Raw genomic sequence first — 15763 nt, 5'->3', positions numbered from 1 at the left:
TGTGAGTAACCTCGTCTAAATATGTATAAGGCAGACTCAGGGATGATCCCCGATCTGCCTTTGTCGTGGGTAATAACGGATATCCAAGCAGATTACCAATTCTTGTCGATAAATTCATCACGACCAGATTGTGCTCGATCTTCCTTATAATGCTTTACATTCTTCTTATGATAATCTTGATGATAATCCTCTGCCGGATAAAAAATCGTAACCGGAAGAATTTCCGTAACAATCGGCTTATCAAAGCGTCCGCTTTGCGCCAACTGTTCCTTGGACTGTTGCGCCAGGTCCCGTTGCTGCTCCGTATGATAAAAAATAGCGGGTTTATACTGTGTGCCCCGGTCCTGAAATTGTCCTTCTTCATCAGTAGGGTCTGTTTGTGGCCAATACAATTCAAGCAGCTTTTCATAAGGAAACAGCTCAGGCTCAAATGTAATCTGCACCACTTCGTAATGACCTGTCGTTCCTGTTTTAACCTGTTCATAGGTTGGATCGGGAATCGTCCCTCCAGTGTACCCTGAGACAATACTATGAATGCCCGGCTGCTCTTCGAACGGAGTCACCATACACCAAAAGCATCCACCGGCAAAAGTTGCTTTCTCCATCTTTTATCCAACCTTTCAATAGCTTCATCATGAAATGCGTTATATCCAATCATATCTTAAAAGATAAACTTATAAAAGAATTGTTTATATACTTGAATAAAGTTCAAGTTCTTATATTGAAATCCTTGCTGGTAAATTGGCATCCCGAAATATAAGAAAAGGTTTATAGAAGTGCTACAAGAGCAATTCTATAAACCTTTTTCTAATGGATGCGGTCGAGAGGACTCGAACCTCCACGGGGGGTTAGCCCACACGGACCTGAACCGTGCGCGTCTGCCAATTCCGCCACGACCGCATATATTTGATGTATACCTCGAAAAATTAATTTCTTAGCGACAAGATAGATCATACCATGATCATATAAAGTTGTCAAACCTTTTATTTATCCTTGATAAAAAAGGAATAATACATTAATATAAGAACATAAGTTCCTGAGAACATAGGTTCCTTCACTTCGATGACTATGAATTATCATCACATTTTCCTAAGGCGGTGAATGGTAATGATCTCTTCAGATACTACCCAGCATCAATGCTCTCTTGTGAAAAGTTATCTGCTTCTTACCTTTATTCAAAAAGTGTTTGAGCGGGACAGTCTCATTCTTGAGGAAAGCGGCGTGCTAAAAACTCCTGATCTTTATGTCGAAATGGTTAACGCAGGAATAGATCGTACCGGAATCCTGCTATCTGAAATTAAACATGAATTTAAGAAGTATCAGATTCGTGTTCTAGACATACAACAAAACCACTCCGGCGTTTACGCCACCTATATATATAAAGGCGCTAAAGAGCAGTTCAGTATGCCTATGCCCGCATTCCGCAAAGAAATGTATGAACGAATGCGAGCTTATCTCGGGCTCACTACCTCCATGCCTCATACAGCTGCCCTTCCTTTACCCGAGAAATATCGCCCCGAACCAAATAACTCAACCTCTAAACCCCTACGCGTTGTTGGGCGAAGCTGGGTTACATCCTCTTCTGCCTATAAGCATAACTCCTCTCGTCCTACTGCTTTTGCTGCAAGCAAAAGAGCATAATCCCCGCACTACACGCAAAAAGAAGCTTCCGCAGGCACCAACTGTGCTCGGAAGCTTCTTTCCATAACGATCATGTTCAGGCCAGTCTATGTTTGTTATTACGAGTAAGAATATATCTGTTTGAATAATTCGCTTTAATGCAGCGCCTTCTGTACACGCGTAACACCTTGGCTTAGAGCATGTCCTCCACCAACTGCAGCAGCTACAGCAACGGCCTCCATAATCTCCTGATCACTGGCTCCTTTAGAGCGAGCCTCATTAACATGATAAAACGTGCACACCTCATTATTGGCAAATAAGCCAATACCTAGCGCAATCAGTTGCTTAGTTTTTTCATCTAGACTGCCGGCTTGAAAGCATTCTCCAGTAAAACGATGATAAGCATGAACTACCTCGGGCAACTTATCTTCCAAATGGCTGATTTGATCCTTGTATGCGTGTACTTTTTCATCCATAACCGTCATTGACACAGCACGCCCTCTCTGTTGAGTTTTCCTTTATTACTGTGTCCGGTTTAGAGTTGCTGTATGCCTAATGAACGCCCCGTTTTTTATCCAATCCCTATGTCGATCTCGTCTTAATCCAGATCTACCGGATTGTGACGCGGCTCGCTGAACGGCTGGTATGTATAGCTGCGATCCAACTTGACTACGCGTCGATTTTGACGGCGAATAAGCACTTGTTCATCATCCCAGGCCAATACAATGCCAACCACATCGTTGGACTCCAATCCATCGCGTACGACGCGTACCTTTTCACCGGAGAGTCGATAAGCATCCAATTCTTCGTCCATTATCATCCATGTTCCCTCCTTATCCATTTTTTCAGCACAACGGTCATAATTGATAGCAGACAAAAAGTTTAAAAAGAGACCTAAATAAATCATTTAGGTCTCTTTCCTCTTACTACTTATATGGATTGCCAACAGAGCAACAAATTATCCCGACTGATTTACACTGTGGTCATGTTCTTTTGTATCGTTCTTCTCGTACCAGAAGTCCAGCACTTGTGCAGACAACACTCGCTGTTCTACATACTCCACTTGGTGAGCAGTAAATTCTTCTTTCCAAGAGAAGGACAATTCTTCGCATAGGTTAACCAATGTCAACAACTCAGACCAGGCTACATAGCGTTTATACCAAAAAAACTGAGGATGTTCAATCATATAGGGATACAAATCGTCGAATTCCGTATGCTTACAATCCAAGGCGCGTTCAAAATGCACTTTAGCCGCTGCCAGTTTTTCCAGAAAAAACTGTTCGGTCAATTGTTCATTCCCCATGTTGCTGCCTCCTCTCCCAAACCTTATCTATATTATAAGCGAAATTGATGCTCATGCAAAGGTTATTATTAGAAATAAGGATCCGGAGTCTCGAAATGTTACTATTCAGCAAACTCTATTTTACCATCAGCCAAGGACGAAATTTTAACCAATGATTCGACACGGATGCCCTGCTCACGGATGGTTCTCGCTCCTGCCTGAAACATTTTTTCAACCGCAACTCCGAATCCAACCAACTCCGCCCCAGAGCGTTGAATAATTTTAACCATACCTCGAGCTGCATCGCCATTAGCAATAATATCATCAATGAACAAAACACGATCATGTTCATGAATAAATTGACGAGACAACATAATATCTGTAACAATACCTTTCGTAAACGAAGGCACACGCTCACACAGCGCATCTGGATCAGCTAATAAAGTCTTTTTACGACGAGCAAATACCAACGGTACACCCAACTCCAACGCTGTCGCAAACCCGATGGCAATGCCTGAGGATTCCACGGTCACTACTCTGGTGATTTTCTCTTCCCGAAAACGGGCTGCGAACTCTCGTCCCATTTCCATTGTCAGCTCTGGATCAACCTGGTGATTAAGCAATCCATCCAGCTTTAGCACCTGATCCGACGCAATCACACCTTCATCTAAAATTCGCTTCTTTAATACTTCCATTCCATGACCTCCCACGGCATTCCTATGCGGTAAAAGTACCATATTTCACCCGCCGCTTTCAAGCTATAACCTGCTTTCCATACGGTCATGTGACATTTTTTTTACGTTTGTTCCAGAACCAAGCGATGATTCCTCCCAAAACAATTAAAAGAATAACGATTAAACCTATCCGGTGCGTCACCTTCTCCATCAGCCTGGCCACCTGTTCCCAGTGCATGCCCACTGCATGTCCGATTCCCAAAAATGTACCGCACCACAGCAACGCTCCTGCCGATGCATAGCTGATATAACGAAAAACACCTAGACGGGTTGTACCTGCCAAATATGAGGATACATGCCTCAAGCCAGGGACAAAATATCCGAACAAAATTCCCCAGGTGCCATAGCGTCCGAACCAATTTTCGGAGGAGGCAATCCTTGAAGGCGTAAGCCTCACCCATTTACCGTATCGGTGCAATAGTGGCTTGCCCAGCAGACGCCCCAGTGTGTAACTAAGCATCATGCCTGTCATACTGCCGAAAAATGTGACTGCCAGTGCGGCAATAAAGTTGTAGTGTCCTTGAGACACGAGCCCGCCGAAGGCGATCATCAGCACTTCGTCAGGTATCGGCATACCAGCTACTCCAAGGGCAAGCAAGCCGAACATTGCCAAATATCCGTATTCCAGTATCCATGCAAGGATTTGACCCATAAATTACGCTCCCGTCAAGCTATTCGTTAAATTCAATAATAATTATTTTCAGTCTCATCCAGTCATGTCCTATTTCAGTTGAACATAGTTTGTATTATATGCTCACTGCAGCGTTATTCAAGCAGGCAAGGGGGGACTGAGAATGAAACGTAATATTCAAGTTTTTCAGATTGCTTTTACATACATTGGTACAATCGTCGGTGCCGGCTTCGCTACCGGACAAGAAATTTTGCAATTTTTTACGCAGTATGGACGTTGGGCTACAATCACTATTATGCTGTCCACACTCATATTTGTATGGTTGGGTACGAAAATAATGCTGATCGCTCATGATATTTCAGCCCGCTCCTACGAGGATCTGAATAAACACCTTTTTGGTGCCCATGCTGGAAAATGGATCAGCATATTCACGCTAATTGTGCTGATTTGCGTGAATAGCGTCATGCTGGCAGGAGCTGGCTCTGTTTTTGTGGAGCATCTTCATCTTCACTACCAAACTGGACTGCTCATTACACTGATCGGAACTTACATACTGCTGAATAAAGGTATTAAAGCGATCCTGCATATGAACACTATTGTGGTCCCGCTGATGATCACCATATCTCTTTTACTCGTTCATAGCACCCTTTCCATGCCTAATCCGCAAAGCTTTATTACGAATACGACAGATCACAGTGTACTACGAGCATGGATCTCTCCACTGCTGTACACATCCTTCAATCTGACTATGGCTCAGGCCGTGCTTGTCCCTCTAGGCAGCCAAACATTCTCCCGTAAAACCATCCGCTGGGGCGGCGTATTAGGTGGAATTGGTGTTGGCTTTATGCTGATGGCTGCCCATTTTGTCATGTCAGCGCAAATGCCAGGCATTCAGCAATTTGAAATCCCTATGGGAAGCATTGCTTATCGTCTGGGAGCGCTTGTCGAAATCATATACATTCTACTCATTTTTATGGAGATCTTTAGTACCTTTGTGGCCGACATTTATGGAGTCAGTCTACAAATTCGTCAGCATGTGCAAATTTCGCCCAAGCTCATTACATTATTCATTATGCTCACCTGTTTCTTAATCAGTCAGTTCGGCTTCAGTTCACTGTTATCTGTTCTCTATCCTATTTTCGGAATGCTTAGTCTGATGTGGGTTAGTAAACTGATCATGTCAGGACGCGGGAGACCTTTCCGCTCCTCACGTCCCCGCTCCAGCTTTCGGCATTCTGATTCCAAATCAGGTGATACCCGGCATGGTTAGTGTGGAAATTTCAAATACATTTTCTTCAGTTCGTTAACGGCACGACTTAAAGAATAGCTTGATTTAGCCTTGTCACAGGCAGATCTAGCCAGTTCATAACGATAGGCAGGGTCTGCGATGACCTTTTCTAATGCGTCTGCCAGTGCCTTCGGATTATCGGGTGGCACGAGCAGACCATTGACACCATCCTCAATCTGCTCTGGTATTCCCCCTACTTCTGTACCTACCAATGCCAGACAGCTCAACGCCGCTTCTGCAAATACGGAGCCAAAGGCCTCTGCCCGCGAAGGCAATACGAACACATCAAAGAAAGGCATAAACTCTTCCGGGTGAAGAGTATATCCATAAAAGATCGTTTCATGATATATATCTAACTGCCGCGCCATCTCTTCCAGCTCAGGTCGTATCGGACCATCTCCAATGATATGAAGCACAAATTCCTGATTTCTTTTTTTCAGCTCAGCGCAAGCCTGTAATAAAATATCCAGTCCTTTTGCGGGAACAAGCCGGCAAACGGTTATGAGCTGTGTCACTTCATTTTCGTGAGGAACGGGCTTAAATCGCTTCTCATCATATCCATTTGGAATAACCACAATATCTTGCGGATGCTGTACATAAGGTGTTAAGTAATGCTGAAAAGACTGCGATACTGCTATCAGTCGATCCGCCTTCTGCTCCATTTCTCGGTACAGTGACACTAAGAATTGGTGTTCAGGCCCGTTCTCCTCTATTTTCCCGTTTAGAATTAATTCCTTCTCATAGGAAGAGTGAATCGTCTGTACGAGCGGAATATCAGGAAATACGTTTTTCATAGCGAGCCCGGCAATCGGATGATGAGCGTGAATAAGGTCAAAAGGTTTCTGAATGCGAAGCCGAGTCCACCACAAATAATCACGGTATGTCTGAATATATTTTTGAACGATTGGATATTGCTCATATCTCGTCCAGTCAAAGGTATCAAAGGTTACTTCTTCCCTACCCTTGTTGCGAATCCGTTTAGGGATTGAAAATAGCTCCATTTCCCAACGTGGGGACGTAAACCGCTCTTGCAAATATGGAATCATGGATGAAACGCCTCCCGGTTGCTCGGGTGGGAAAAAGAGAGCCTGTAGCAATTTCATGAGTGCTTCCCCTTTCAAACATCAAACTGCCCGGAATACAGGATATATGTATAGGTTTCCGGATTTTCTGAAAGATGATATATTGAGAATAAATGTTAGGTACAAAAGAAAATTATAACATTTTAACTGGAATAAATCCTGTCTATTGTATCGGAACGTTATCATCCGTTCAATAGATTGATTAATTTTGCAAATGGAGTCGGTGATGTTGACGTTGTTGTCCTTATTGGGAACTTTGGGCTCCCCATCTCTGACCGGGGCCATAAGTGCAGCCTGCGGTTTGTATATTATACTCATGATGGCGCTAATGTGCGTGATCATATATAGCAGACAACGAAAAAAAGCCTATATCCTTTTTTCGGTTGCCGCTATTCTTATTATGACATACGAAGCGATGAATCTCTATTCGGCAGGCGGTGGCCAAATGCAACTGCAGGGAATCGTGTGGAAGAACGCTTTGGAGGCGTTTGCCTTCTTGCTTATCAATGCCGCCGTATTTCAGCTTTACCAAAAGCTAAAGTTTGTGGAGAGATGGGCTTTGCTATTACTGGCTGCGTTATTATTACTACCGGTCATGGCTTGGACTTTAAATTTATTGCCCGCTTGGATCAGCGCGGTGAAGTTGGTTGGATTCACTCTGTTTTATCGAGTGTTGGTCCTTATATTAAGCCTTCTATTCATCACCCCACGAATCGGACAGCCAAAGAAATTTATAGCAGGTTTATTCATATATTTACTCTGGCTTAGTTTTCTCTGGCTGCGAAATGACATTCCTGAAGAAGCAGGCGGATCAAGCACACTCCTGTGGATGTTATTTCTACCATTACTGTACTACACAACGCTATTTATCATTCTGTTTGAACGAATTGTAGAGCTGCTCCAAAGGATTTATCGTTCTTCCATCACCGATGGTCTGACCGGGCTGTATAACCGTAAATATTTTTCGGGAAGACTGCGGCAATATATAGATCAGGGAATCCGCGTGTCGATCATTTTTTGCGATATTGACAATTTCAAAAAGCTGAATGATACGCAGGGCCATGCTCGTGCGGATGAAGTTCTCAAGCAGGTGGCCCAAATTATGGAGGAGGAATTGGATGAAATCGGGCTGACTGGGCGATACGGCGGCGAGGAACTAGTCGCAATGGTTGTGGATCGACGGGCCAAAGTTGCGCATGTCGCAGAGCGAATCCGCGAACGAGTGGCCGAGGAAAGCATCGTCACCATTAGTGTCGGACACAGTACAGTTAAGAAGGAAATAAACCCGGATGAACTCGTCAAACAGGCCGATCAAGCCATGTACATATCCAAAACGACAGGCAAAAATAAGGTCACAGCTTATAAGGCAACGGAAGTGAAAAAAAGCCGGGCAGCACGCGCACAATAATTCACACACTACGATTTGTTGGTGAAGCTTGTCTGTGAACATCTCTCTATCTGGTTGCTATATCATAAAATGACGCACAGGCTCTCGTAAGAGCCTGTGCGTCATTTGTATTTAAACTCGTCATTAAATTTCTGATGTCGCAGATGCTATATCACGGCCGATTGATACTAGTTCTTCGCTGGTCAGCTCTCGATAGCTGCCCAGTGGAAGCTGTTCATCCAGCTTCAGTGGTCCCATGGCTGTTCTTTTCAAATAGGTCACCTTTTTGCCAACCGCCTCGAACATGCGCTTCACTTGGTGAAACTTACCCTCATGGATTACAAGCGAAATATAGGAAAGGACTTCTCCGTCAGTCTGACGCGGCTGTTCATGCCGAAGAATCATCAACTGCGCGGGAAGGGTGACATACCCATCGTCCAGTTCCACACCTGCTGCAAAGTGATGAATATCCTCCTCCGTGACATGCCCCGACACCGTAGCCTCATACGTTTTGGGAACATGACGCCGTGGAGACAGCAGTTCGTGGGCGAGCTTGCCGTCGTTGGTCAATAACAATAAGCCTTCTGTATCCTTATCAAGCCGCCCCACTGGAAAAGGATCAAAATGTCGTTCCTCCGAACTCAGCAAATCCAACACCGTCCGATCCCTCGTATCCTCGGTTGCAGATATGACCCCTGGTGGTTTGTGCAGCATGATGTAAATAAACTCCCGAAATACAACCCGTTCGCCGTTCACTTCAATTTGGTCTTGGTAAGGATGAACCTGTAAGCCGCTATCTTTGATAACCCGTCCGTTTACCGTGATCATACCTTGCTTTACCTGTCTCTTGATATCACTACGGGAACCATACCCCATATGGGTTAAAATTTTGTCCAAACGCTGAGTTTGTCTCCCTTTTCCACTCATACCGATGTCCACCTCCAGCCTGTAGGATATTCATTTTTAAGCATGCCGTCCTGCCACTTCCCCCATCCGGCCGAATAACCATCAATACACACGAGAGTATAGCCTTTAGGTTGGGCTCCATGCCGAAGCTCCATTCTCTCCACAGAGACGGACAAGGTTTCACCTTTTAAATACCGGATGGCTTCAGCATCCGAACTAGAAAGGTTGATACTTCTAATCGCCTCAGAAGGACGTAAAGCCACCGCCAGCGGATGTGAAGGTACAAAACGACCATTCTTATCGGTTCCCATAAACCAGCCCGGACGTACCACCTTAAGCCCGTCCAAACGATGTGATGCCAGCGGGGACTGATAAATGCGGTCTCCATACACCACCGTATGGCCTTCAAGTGAAACCTCCAGCTGCTCCTGAACAAATTGGCGATAGGATGCCAGCACATCATGCGGGGAGCGTGCAGCAGATTTTACATGTTCTTTCCCTATACGAGACTTGTTGCTATCAATGCCGCGCGTATTCTTGCCTTTACCTGACTTTCCGCTCATTCCTTTTCCGGTTCGTACAGACTCTTCAGTACGCCTTCCTTGGCCATTGGAGAGTAGCGCTTCCCTGACGGGCAAATGTTGCTTCGATGGAGCCAGATCCCCTGATTCAGTAAGATCTGCTGCCGAATCAACACGAGCCCCACCCTGATGCTGCAATACAGCGATAAAATGACCTTCTCCCTCTACAAGATGCGGCCAAAGGCGTGCTGTACCAAGCAGTTCAGGATGAGCCGCTGCAATCTCTTCACTCACCCATTCCGGGTGGCCTGGTCCAAACCCCGCTTCCGAAGGAACAGGGATTACATTAAAATCGGCATGAGCCTCCAGAAATTCCGCAATCATTCCTTCATTTTCTTCCGGGGCAAAGGTACAGGTCGAATAGACAATTCTTCCCCCATCACTCAGCATCGAGGCTGCTACACGCAAAATGTCCCGTTGCATGACCACACATTTTTCCACCGAATGCGTTTCCCATTGTTTGGCCATATCCTCGTCCTTACGGAACATGCCTTCCCCCGAACAAGGTGCGTCAATTAAAATTTTATCAAAAAAATGAGGAAAGGCATCTGCGATGCGATCCGGGCTTTCATTCAGTACCACGGCATTACGCACACCGTACAATTCCACATTTTTAGCCAACGCCTTCGTTCGGTCAGCGCTAATATCATTGGTCACCAGTATGCCGCTTCCTTGCAGCTTGGCTGCGATTTGGGTTGATTTCCCTCCCGGTGCAGCACACAGGTCCAAAACCGCCTCATCCTGAGCTATATTGAGCAGTTCAACCGGAGACATCGCACTCGGTTCCTGTACATAGTACAACCCAGCATGATAGTAGGGGTGTAGTCCGGGCTTGGTACCGTGTGGAATGTAAAAGCCTGTAGGGCACCACGGAATCGGCCGCAGTTCGAACGGAGAACGTTCCTTAAAGTCCTCTACCGGAATTTTTAATGTATTCACGCGAATCCCCGCATGGGGCGTATGGTCATAAGCAGCCATAAAAGCCTCGAATTCATCGCCGAGCAATTGCTCCATGCGCGTTACAAATGCTGTCGGGAGCTGTACACCCATAATCGTAATCATCCTGTCCTGTTAAAATAAATTTTATTGTACCATAATCAACCTGTTATCCGGCAATATCTGTGTGATTTACAAACTTTCACTACAGTCTGTAATGTTGTATAATAATGAGGTTCATAGTTACATATTTTAGATTTTGATAGGAGAGATTCCATTGAACGCACAAAAATCCAACAAAAAAAAGCTCATACCTGTCATTGGCTTTTTTGTTGTGCTTGTCATTTTGCTTGGAGTGCTGCTCGCTCTAAACTCAGGCACTAAAAACAAGCTATACGGCGTTTCCACAGCCTCGTTAAATCCTGCTACTCAGGAACTGCTAAATGATCCGAACTATCAGCAAATTATTAAGCCTGAAGATCTACAAAGCAAAATTGACAAAAAGGAAAGCTTTTTCGTCTATCATTTCGCGTCTGACTGTGTTCACTGCCGTGCCACTACTCCCAAGCTTATGCCTCTGAGCAAGCAAGAGAACATCACGATGCATGAATTTAACCTGCGTGAGTATGAAGCCGGCTGGGACAAATACAAGATTGAGTATACTCCTACACTTGTTTATTACGAAAAAGGCGTGGAAAAAGATCGCATGGTGGGTGGGTTGAAGGAAAACCCTTCGGACAACGGATACACACTCGACGATTTCAAAGCCTTCTTTGAAAAATATAAAAAGAACGTGACGTCTTAGACAGGTAATCACTCGCCTGACAACGATAAAGCAGCCCGATCCCTATGAAACGGATCGGGCTGCTCGTTTATTATACGCTACAACATCATGGCGCATCCTTCGTTTCCACCGTGGCTGAGCGTAAGCTCCCGGCAGCCTGTCTGCGCCTAATCGAAGCTACCAGCGCCTGCTGACGCTGCTCATGCTTTTCCCCACGCCTAGGACCTCTCTGCTGAGGGATATTGACCGGAACGGACGAGGATGCCTTCTCCACGGCCTGACGCAGCCCGGGCTCGACAATTTCAATCGTCAAATCCCGATAAACCGGTGGTTGACGTTGGAGCTCTTGCGAACCGTCCTTAACAGCTTCAGCAAGCTGCCGGGCGCAAGCGCGCGCCTCGTCTACCAGCTTCGCCAGATTAATGCCCAGCGCTTGCGAAGAAGCATGTTCCAGCCTGTGTACCGCACTGTCCAGCATCATGTACCCACCACGATAGTTACCATTGCGAAAATGATACAGTCCTACAGCAATTTGCAGCAAACCTTTATATACAGGGTCTCGGTCCAGCTTAAGCCACAGCTCTTCCAGTACCTCATGACATTCAAAATAATCCCGATCCCGATTGAAGTATACCAAATAAGTCACGTACAACGGTTCATAGGAAGGATTCACCATTTAATATTCATCCCTGTCTTCTTCCTTAGTTGAAGCTTCCAGCATCTCCTTGACCTCATCATGCAACTGCTTGATTCCTTCCATGTCGTGCCGCTCCCACAGTTCATTAAACTTGCGCTGCGCCTCAATCGTTTCACTGATCTTATGGTAGAAATACAGACGGTGCATGCCTGTTAGCACTTTGGATACAATATTGGCTTCATCCTCAAACTTTTTCTGGGCTTCCAATATTTCAAGACGGATGGAAGACATTTCATTATCCAACACAAAGGCTGCCTCAGCCGCCTTTTTCAATCGGGCCCGCATATCATCTGGCAAACTCTCTCGATATTTATAGCTCAGAGAATGCTCTATGGTTGCCCAAAAATTCATAGCCAACGTACGGATTTGAATTTCGGCCAGCACGATCTTTAACCCCACTGCTGTCTGAACCGGGTATTCCACAATCATATGAAAGCTGCGATAGCCGCTATCTTTATAATTGGTTATATAGTCCTTTTCGAATAGTACCGTCAAATCCTTACGTCTTCGAATATACTCAGCTACCCGCCGAATATCTTCTACGAATTGACACATAATGCGAATGCCAGCAATATCCTCGATCCCCGTCTCCAGCTGATCAAGTGAAACCTGTAATCTCTTCGCCTTATCGAGGATACTGGATATTTTTTTAACCCGTCCGGTTACGAATTCGATAGGAGCGTATTCCTCGCGCTTTTTCAGCTCCGCACGCATTGTTTTGAACTTGACCTTAAGCTCTTCCACCGCCTGATCGTATGGCAGCAAAAATGTTCCCCAGTCTCTTCCGTCCATCCCCGTACCTCCTGTCTCTTCCGACAACACTTTTTTATCTGTGAGTTGCACCAACAGCCTCGGTAATGTGTCTAAAGCCGTCCTTTCGAAGCAGCTCACGCAAACCGGCATGTATAGCCCGGTTTACTTCTGGCCCTTCGTAGATCAATGCTGTATAAATTTCAATCAGGCTAGCGCCTGCTTTAATTTTGTCATAGGCATCACGACTGGTAAAAACACCACCTGATCCAATAATAGGCAGCTTCCCTTCCGTCTGACGATACACCCGTCCTATGACCTCTGTAGAACGGTCACGTAGCGGCTTGCCACTCAACCCTCCGGTTTCACTTGCATTTCGATGCGTCAGACCGGTCCTCGATATTGTCGTGTTCGTCGCAATAATGCCATCCACTCCGCTGGCTGCAATCGCATCCGTCATATATTCCAGTTCCTCGTCCGATACATCCGGCGCAATTTTAACCAATACAGACTTGGCTTCACCATACTTCTCCGCCTGAACTCCCATCTCTGCCCGAACCGCTTCCAGTAACGATTTTAGTTCACTGCCATGCTGGAGTTTTCGCAAATCCGGAGTATTGGGCGAACTAATGTTCACTACAAAGAAATCCGCATACGGATACAGTGCGGAAATACACTTTTCGTAGTCCTTATGGGCATCCTCATTTGGCGTAACTTTATTTTTGCCGATATTAACAGCAACCGGTACAGGTCGATGTTTAAGGGCTGCCAAACGTTTGGCCATGCTCTCAGCACCCAGATTGTTAAAGCCCATCCGATTCACTAATGCCTCATCAGGAGGCAGTCGAAACAAACGGGGTTGATCATTGCCGGGCTGTCCGACTGGTGTCACCGTGCCTACTTCCATAAATCCAAACCCGATGGAAGAAAAACCAGCAACCGCTTCAGCATTTTTATCCAGACCCGCAGCCAGTCCAATCGGGTTGGGAAAATGAATGCCAAACAGATCAACGGCAAGATCTTCCGTTTCCTTGACTCCATACATCCCTCGCAACGTCGCTGCTCCACCGGGAAGTGAACCCAAATGCTTTAAGCCGTCGATGACTACATGATGGGCCCTCTCTGGACTCATTTTGAAAAAAACAGGTTTCGCAATCCTTCGATACAACACGATTCATCCACTCCGTTCTATACCCTTGCACAATCCTAAAAAAACATCTCTACAAAATAGTTTAGCTTTTTCCATACCAAAAAGAAAGTAATTTGCGAGGTCCAGTATCAGAACAACTCAGTTGTCATGGAGATGTCATTGAAAATGTATAATCAAACCATTTACAATGGACATAGTAAGACAGGACTTTAGCCCGTAAGAAAAGAGGGATTGCTGTATGAAGACCAAACGCAAGCCACCCAGTCTGCAAAAGAAAAAGGATGAGGTGAACAAGAAAGCGATCGTATGGACCGCTGTCAGCTTTGTTCTACTCATCATTGTAATTGTTCTGGTCATTGTTTTAGCACAAGCAGGAAACCGTTAATCAACAAGTAGCAGTGGCATCACAATGTTAATTTAGCCAGTGATAGGTTTTGCGGGGATTCGTCTGGTCGTGCTGCGGCTCACTCGTAAATCGGGAACCGGGTACAAGCACTTGATCAGGCAGTCCTCCGTTACCAATGACCACCTCTGTACCTGAAGGCACGAGTGCAAACAACTCCTCCACGTCTTCCTTCCCCATGCGGACACAACCCAGCGACTCATTTTTGCCGATACTGTCTGGCTCGTTCGTGCCATGGATAGCATAATTGGTTGCAGACAGTTGCATACCACGGCTGCCAAACTCACCGTTGGATTTTCCGTTCGGATTTACGACTTTATCGGTAATCACAAACTTTCCTTCCGGTGTTCTATCCCCGCCCAAACCGATGGGATAATTGCGAATAAGTATATTGCCACTCACCAATGCTAGCCTGTGCCTGGATTTATCTATCACAATTCGGAGCGGTTGCCCCAGAAAAGGCCGTCCATGCAGTGAAGATGCCAGCAATAGACTATTTTCAGCCGCAGAGCCTGTGTTCTGTTCTTCTGTCTTCCCTGTTCCCTGTCCTGAAGAAGCAAGTACATTGCGTAAAGGTGTAAAAGCCTTCTTCATCCCGTCAGTCGTACCGTACATCGTATTACTGGGAAAATCTCGGGTGAGTTCCTCAAGGCTTTGCGGAAGACGTTGATGCTGTGAGCGAAAAGCACGCATGGCGCTATTCAGCACAGCTAGCTCTTCTTGTCCCGCAGCCCACTTTAGACCTGTTATGCGGAGGGTTTCACTATCTGGCGGCTTGCAAGCACATGCAGCGGCGTCGTAAGACTGAACTGCTAATCCGCCATTTCCCTTGTTCTGTACACTTAGTAACGGCTTCATACCATCTCTCCAGATCAGCCATGTCCCCCTCTGCTCCATGCCCAGCACCGTGATCTTGGAAGGCATTTGACTCGTCTTTGCCAACAGTTCCGTGAACGCCGTTCCAGCTCCACTTCCTTGCCGGGCTTGAGCCGTAAACACACCACCAGCATAAGGCTCACCATTCTGTGCCTTCTCCTTTGGATCTGCAGCGGCCGCTTTCGCAGCTTCGACATGATCAACTGCTGCATGCTCCGTTCCGGATGGAACGGATGCGCTCTTAGGTGAAATGCTCGGTGAGTTGGCTGAAGGAACCCAGATGAGTAGTAGTACCATTAACGCAGTTAAAAGGTGGCGTGTTCGAGCGGTTCTCCGCTCCTTCTCCTTGGACATCTGAACCAGTTTATCCTGATATTCCATCCATACGTCTGCCGGAATCTGTTTATGCTCAAAGGCTTCGAACACTTCCCCCGCACGATTGAAGCAATAATTTGCTTTACCCTCCTGACCGCTGCTTTCATACTCTTTACCGAGTAGATACCAGGCCATTTTATTATCAGGGTGCTTTTTTACATACGATTTAAGATGAGGCGAATGGTCCATCGGATCCTCCTAATCGGGTAATCTTGCTTGTTTACTATTATGTATATCGGTCAAAATGGGCTTAATGGACAGCACATAAAAAAACAGCACCG

18 protein-coding genes and 1 tRNA gene are annotated in these 15763 nt (G+C 45.8%); 5 read left to right on the top strand and 14 right to left on the bottom strand.

What is annotated here, in order from left to right:
* Positions 1 to 92: 92 nt before the first annotated feature.
* Positions 93 to 605 carry a peptide-methionine (S)-S-oxide reductase MsrA gene (gene msrA / locus FKV70_RS11135; protein WP_142612866.1) on the bottom strand — a complete coding sequence of 171 codons (513 nt, stop codon included), beginning with the start codon at positions 603 to 605 and terminating at the stop codon, positions 93 to 95.
* Between the two features lie 210 nt (positions 606 to 815).
* Positions 816 to 900, bottom strand: a tRNA-Leu gene (locus FKV70_RS11130).
* A gap of 207 nt (positions 901 to 1107) precedes the next feature.
* Between FKV70_RS11130 and FKV70_RS11125 the strand changes: the two genes are divergently transcribed.
* On the top strand, positions 1108 to 1641 hold the full coding sequence (locus tag FKV70_RS11125; protein WP_142612865.1) for a YhjD family protein: 534 nt from the start codon (positions 1108 to 1110) through the stop codon (positions 1639 to 1641).
* Positions 1642 to 1775: 134 nt separating this feature from the next.
* Here the strand turns inward: FKV70_RS11125 and FKV70_RS11120 are convergent, their stop codons facing one another.
* From FKV70_RS11120 to FKV70_RS11100, 5 genes are all read right to left on the bottom strand, one after another.
* Positions 1776 to 2105 (bottom strand): carboxymuconolactone decarboxylase family protein, encoded by a 330-nt coding sequence (locus FKV70_RS11120; protein ID WP_013370522.1) that lies wholly within the window; start codon positions 2103 to 2105, stop codon positions 1776 to 1778.
* Between the two features lie 113 nt (positions 2106 to 2218).
* Positions 2219 to 2440, bottom strand: coding sequence for a hypothetical protein (locus FKV70_RS11115; protein ID WP_063209269.1), 222 nt, complete (start codon positions 2438 to 2440; stop codon positions 2219 to 2221).
* A gap of 138 nt (positions 2441 to 2578) precedes the next feature.
* Complete coding sequence (locus tag FKV70_RS11110) at positions 2579 to 2923, bottom strand: hypothetical protein (protein ID WP_013370520.1); 345 nt, start codon at positions 2921 to 2923, stop codon at positions 2579 to 2581.
* A gap of 101 nt (positions 2924 to 3024) precedes the next feature.
* Positions 3025 to 3597 carry a xanthine phosphoribosyltransferase gene (locus tag FKV70_RS11105; RefSeq protein WP_063209201.1) on the bottom strand — a complete coding sequence of 191 codons (573 nt, stop codon included), beginning with the start codon at positions 3595 to 3597 and terminating at the stop codon, positions 3025 to 3027.
* Positions 3598 to 3682: 85 nt separating this feature from the next.
* Positions 3683 to 4288 carry a DedA family protein gene (locus tag FKV70_RS11100; protein WP_063209198.1) on the bottom strand — a complete coding sequence of 202 codons (606 nt, stop codon included), beginning with the start codon at positions 4286 to 4288 and terminating at the stop codon, positions 3683 to 3685.
* Positions 4289 to 4430: 142 nt separating this feature from the next.
* Here FKV70_RS11100 and FKV70_RS11095 point away from each other — a divergent pair, with 142 nt between their 5' ends.
* Positions 4431 to 5537 (top strand): YkvI family membrane protein, encoded by a 1107-nt coding sequence (locus tag FKV70_RS11095; RefSeq protein WP_142612864.1) that lies wholly within the window; start codon positions 4431 to 4433, stop codon positions 5535 to 5537.
* Here FKV70_RS11095 and FKV70_RS11090 read toward each other — a convergent pair.
* Positions 5534 to 6658 carry a glycosyltransferase family 4 protein gene (locus tag FKV70_RS11090; RefSeq protein WP_142612863.1) on the bottom strand — a complete coding sequence of 375 codons (1125 nt, stop codon included), beginning with the start codon at positions 6656 to 6658 and terminating at the stop codon, positions 5534 to 5536. The two genes, FKV70_RS11095 and FKV70_RS11090, sit on opposite strands and share 4 nt — an antisense overlap.
* 205 nt (positions 6659 to 6863) lie before the next feature.
* On the opposite strand from FKV70_RS11090, the gene FKV70_RS11085 reads away from it, so the two are divergent.
* Positions 6864 to 8045, top strand: coding sequence for a GGDEF domain-containing protein (locus FKV70_RS11085; protein WP_142612862.1), 1182 nt, complete (start codon positions 6864 to 6866; stop codon positions 8043 to 8045).
* A gap of 123 nt (positions 8046 to 8168) precedes the next feature.
* Here FKV70_RS11085 and FKV70_RS11080 read toward each other — a convergent pair whose 3' ends face one another.
* Together FKV70_RS11080 and FKV70_RS11075 are read right to left on the bottom strand one after the other, a co-directional pair.
* A complete protein-coding gene (locus tag FKV70_RS11080) occupies positions 8169 to 8951 on the bottom strand; it encodes a pseudouridine synthase (RefSeq protein WP_142612861.1) in 783 nt (260 codons plus the stop codon).
* Positions 8948 to 10561, bottom strand: coding sequence for an RsmB/NOP family class I SAM-dependent RNA methyltransferase (locus tag FKV70_RS11075; RefSeq protein WP_142612860.1), 1614 nt, complete (start codon positions 10559 to 10561; stop codon positions 8948 to 8950). The genes FKV70_RS11080 and FKV70_RS11075 overlap by 4 nt, the downstream gene beginning before the upstream one ends.
* Positions 10562 to 10724: 163 nt before the next feature.
* On the opposite strand from FKV70_RS11075, the gene FKV70_RS11070 reads away from it, so the two are divergent.
* Positions 10725 to 11252 carry a thioredoxin family protein gene (locus FKV70_RS11070; RefSeq protein ID WP_063209186.1) on the top strand — a complete coding sequence of 176 codons (528 nt, stop codon included), beginning with the start codon at positions 10725 to 10727 and terminating at the stop codon, positions 11250 to 11252.
* 85 nt (positions 11253 to 11337) lie between these two features.
* Here FKV70_RS11070 and FKV70_RS11065 read toward each other — a convergent pair whose 3' ends face one another.
* From FKV70_RS11065 to FKV70_RS11055, 3 genes are read right to left on the bottom strand one after another with little or no spacing between them, the layout of a single operon-like run.
* Positions 11338 to 11907 (bottom strand): DUF309 domain-containing protein, encoded by a 570-nt coding sequence (locus FKV70_RS11065; protein WP_142612859.1) that lies wholly within the window; start codon positions 11905 to 11907, stop codon positions 11338 to 11340.
* Complete coding sequence (gene yjbM, locus FKV70_RS11060) at positions 11908 to 12720, bottom strand: GTP diphosphokinase (protein WP_064796143.1); 813 nt, start codon at positions 12718 to 12720, stop codon at positions 11908 to 11910. It lies immediately after the preceding gene.
* A gap of 34 nt (positions 12721 to 12754) precedes the next feature.
* The gene (locus FKV70_RS11055; RefSeq protein WP_142612858.1) at positions 12755 to 13849 is read right to left on the bottom strand and encodes a quinone-dependent dihydroorotate dehydrogenase; all 1095 of its coding nucleotides are present in this window, start codon (positions 13847 to 13849) and stop codon (positions 12755 to 12757) included.
* A 217-nt stretch (positions 13850 to 14066) separates the two neighbouring features.
* On the opposite strand from FKV70_RS11055, the gene FKV70_RS26120 reads away from it, so the two are divergent.
* A complete protein-coding gene (locus tag FKV70_RS26120) occupies positions 14067 to 14213 on the top strand; it encodes a hypothetical protein (RefSeq protein ID WP_167669723.1) in 147 nt (48 codons plus the stop codon).
* Between the two features lie 27 nt (positions 14214 to 14240).
* Here the strand turns inward: FKV70_RS26120 and FKV70_RS11050 are convergent, their stop codons facing one another.
* Positions 14241 to 15671, bottom strand: a complete 1431-nt coding sequence (locus tag FKV70_RS11050) for a L,D-transpeptidase (RefSeq protein ID WP_142612857.1) — start codon at positions 15669 to 15671, stop codon at positions 14241 to 14243.
* Between the last annotated feature and the right edge of the window lie 92 nt (positions 15672 to 15763).

The sequence above is a fragment of the Paenibacillus ottowii genome (assembly GCF_006874425.1).
GTDB lineage: Bacteria > Bacillota > Bacilli > Paenibacillales > Paenibacillaceae > Paenibacillus > Paenibacillus ottowii.
The sequence above is the reverse complement of the archived record's forward strand: the minus strand, read 5'-3'. Positions and strand labels throughout refer to the sequence as shown.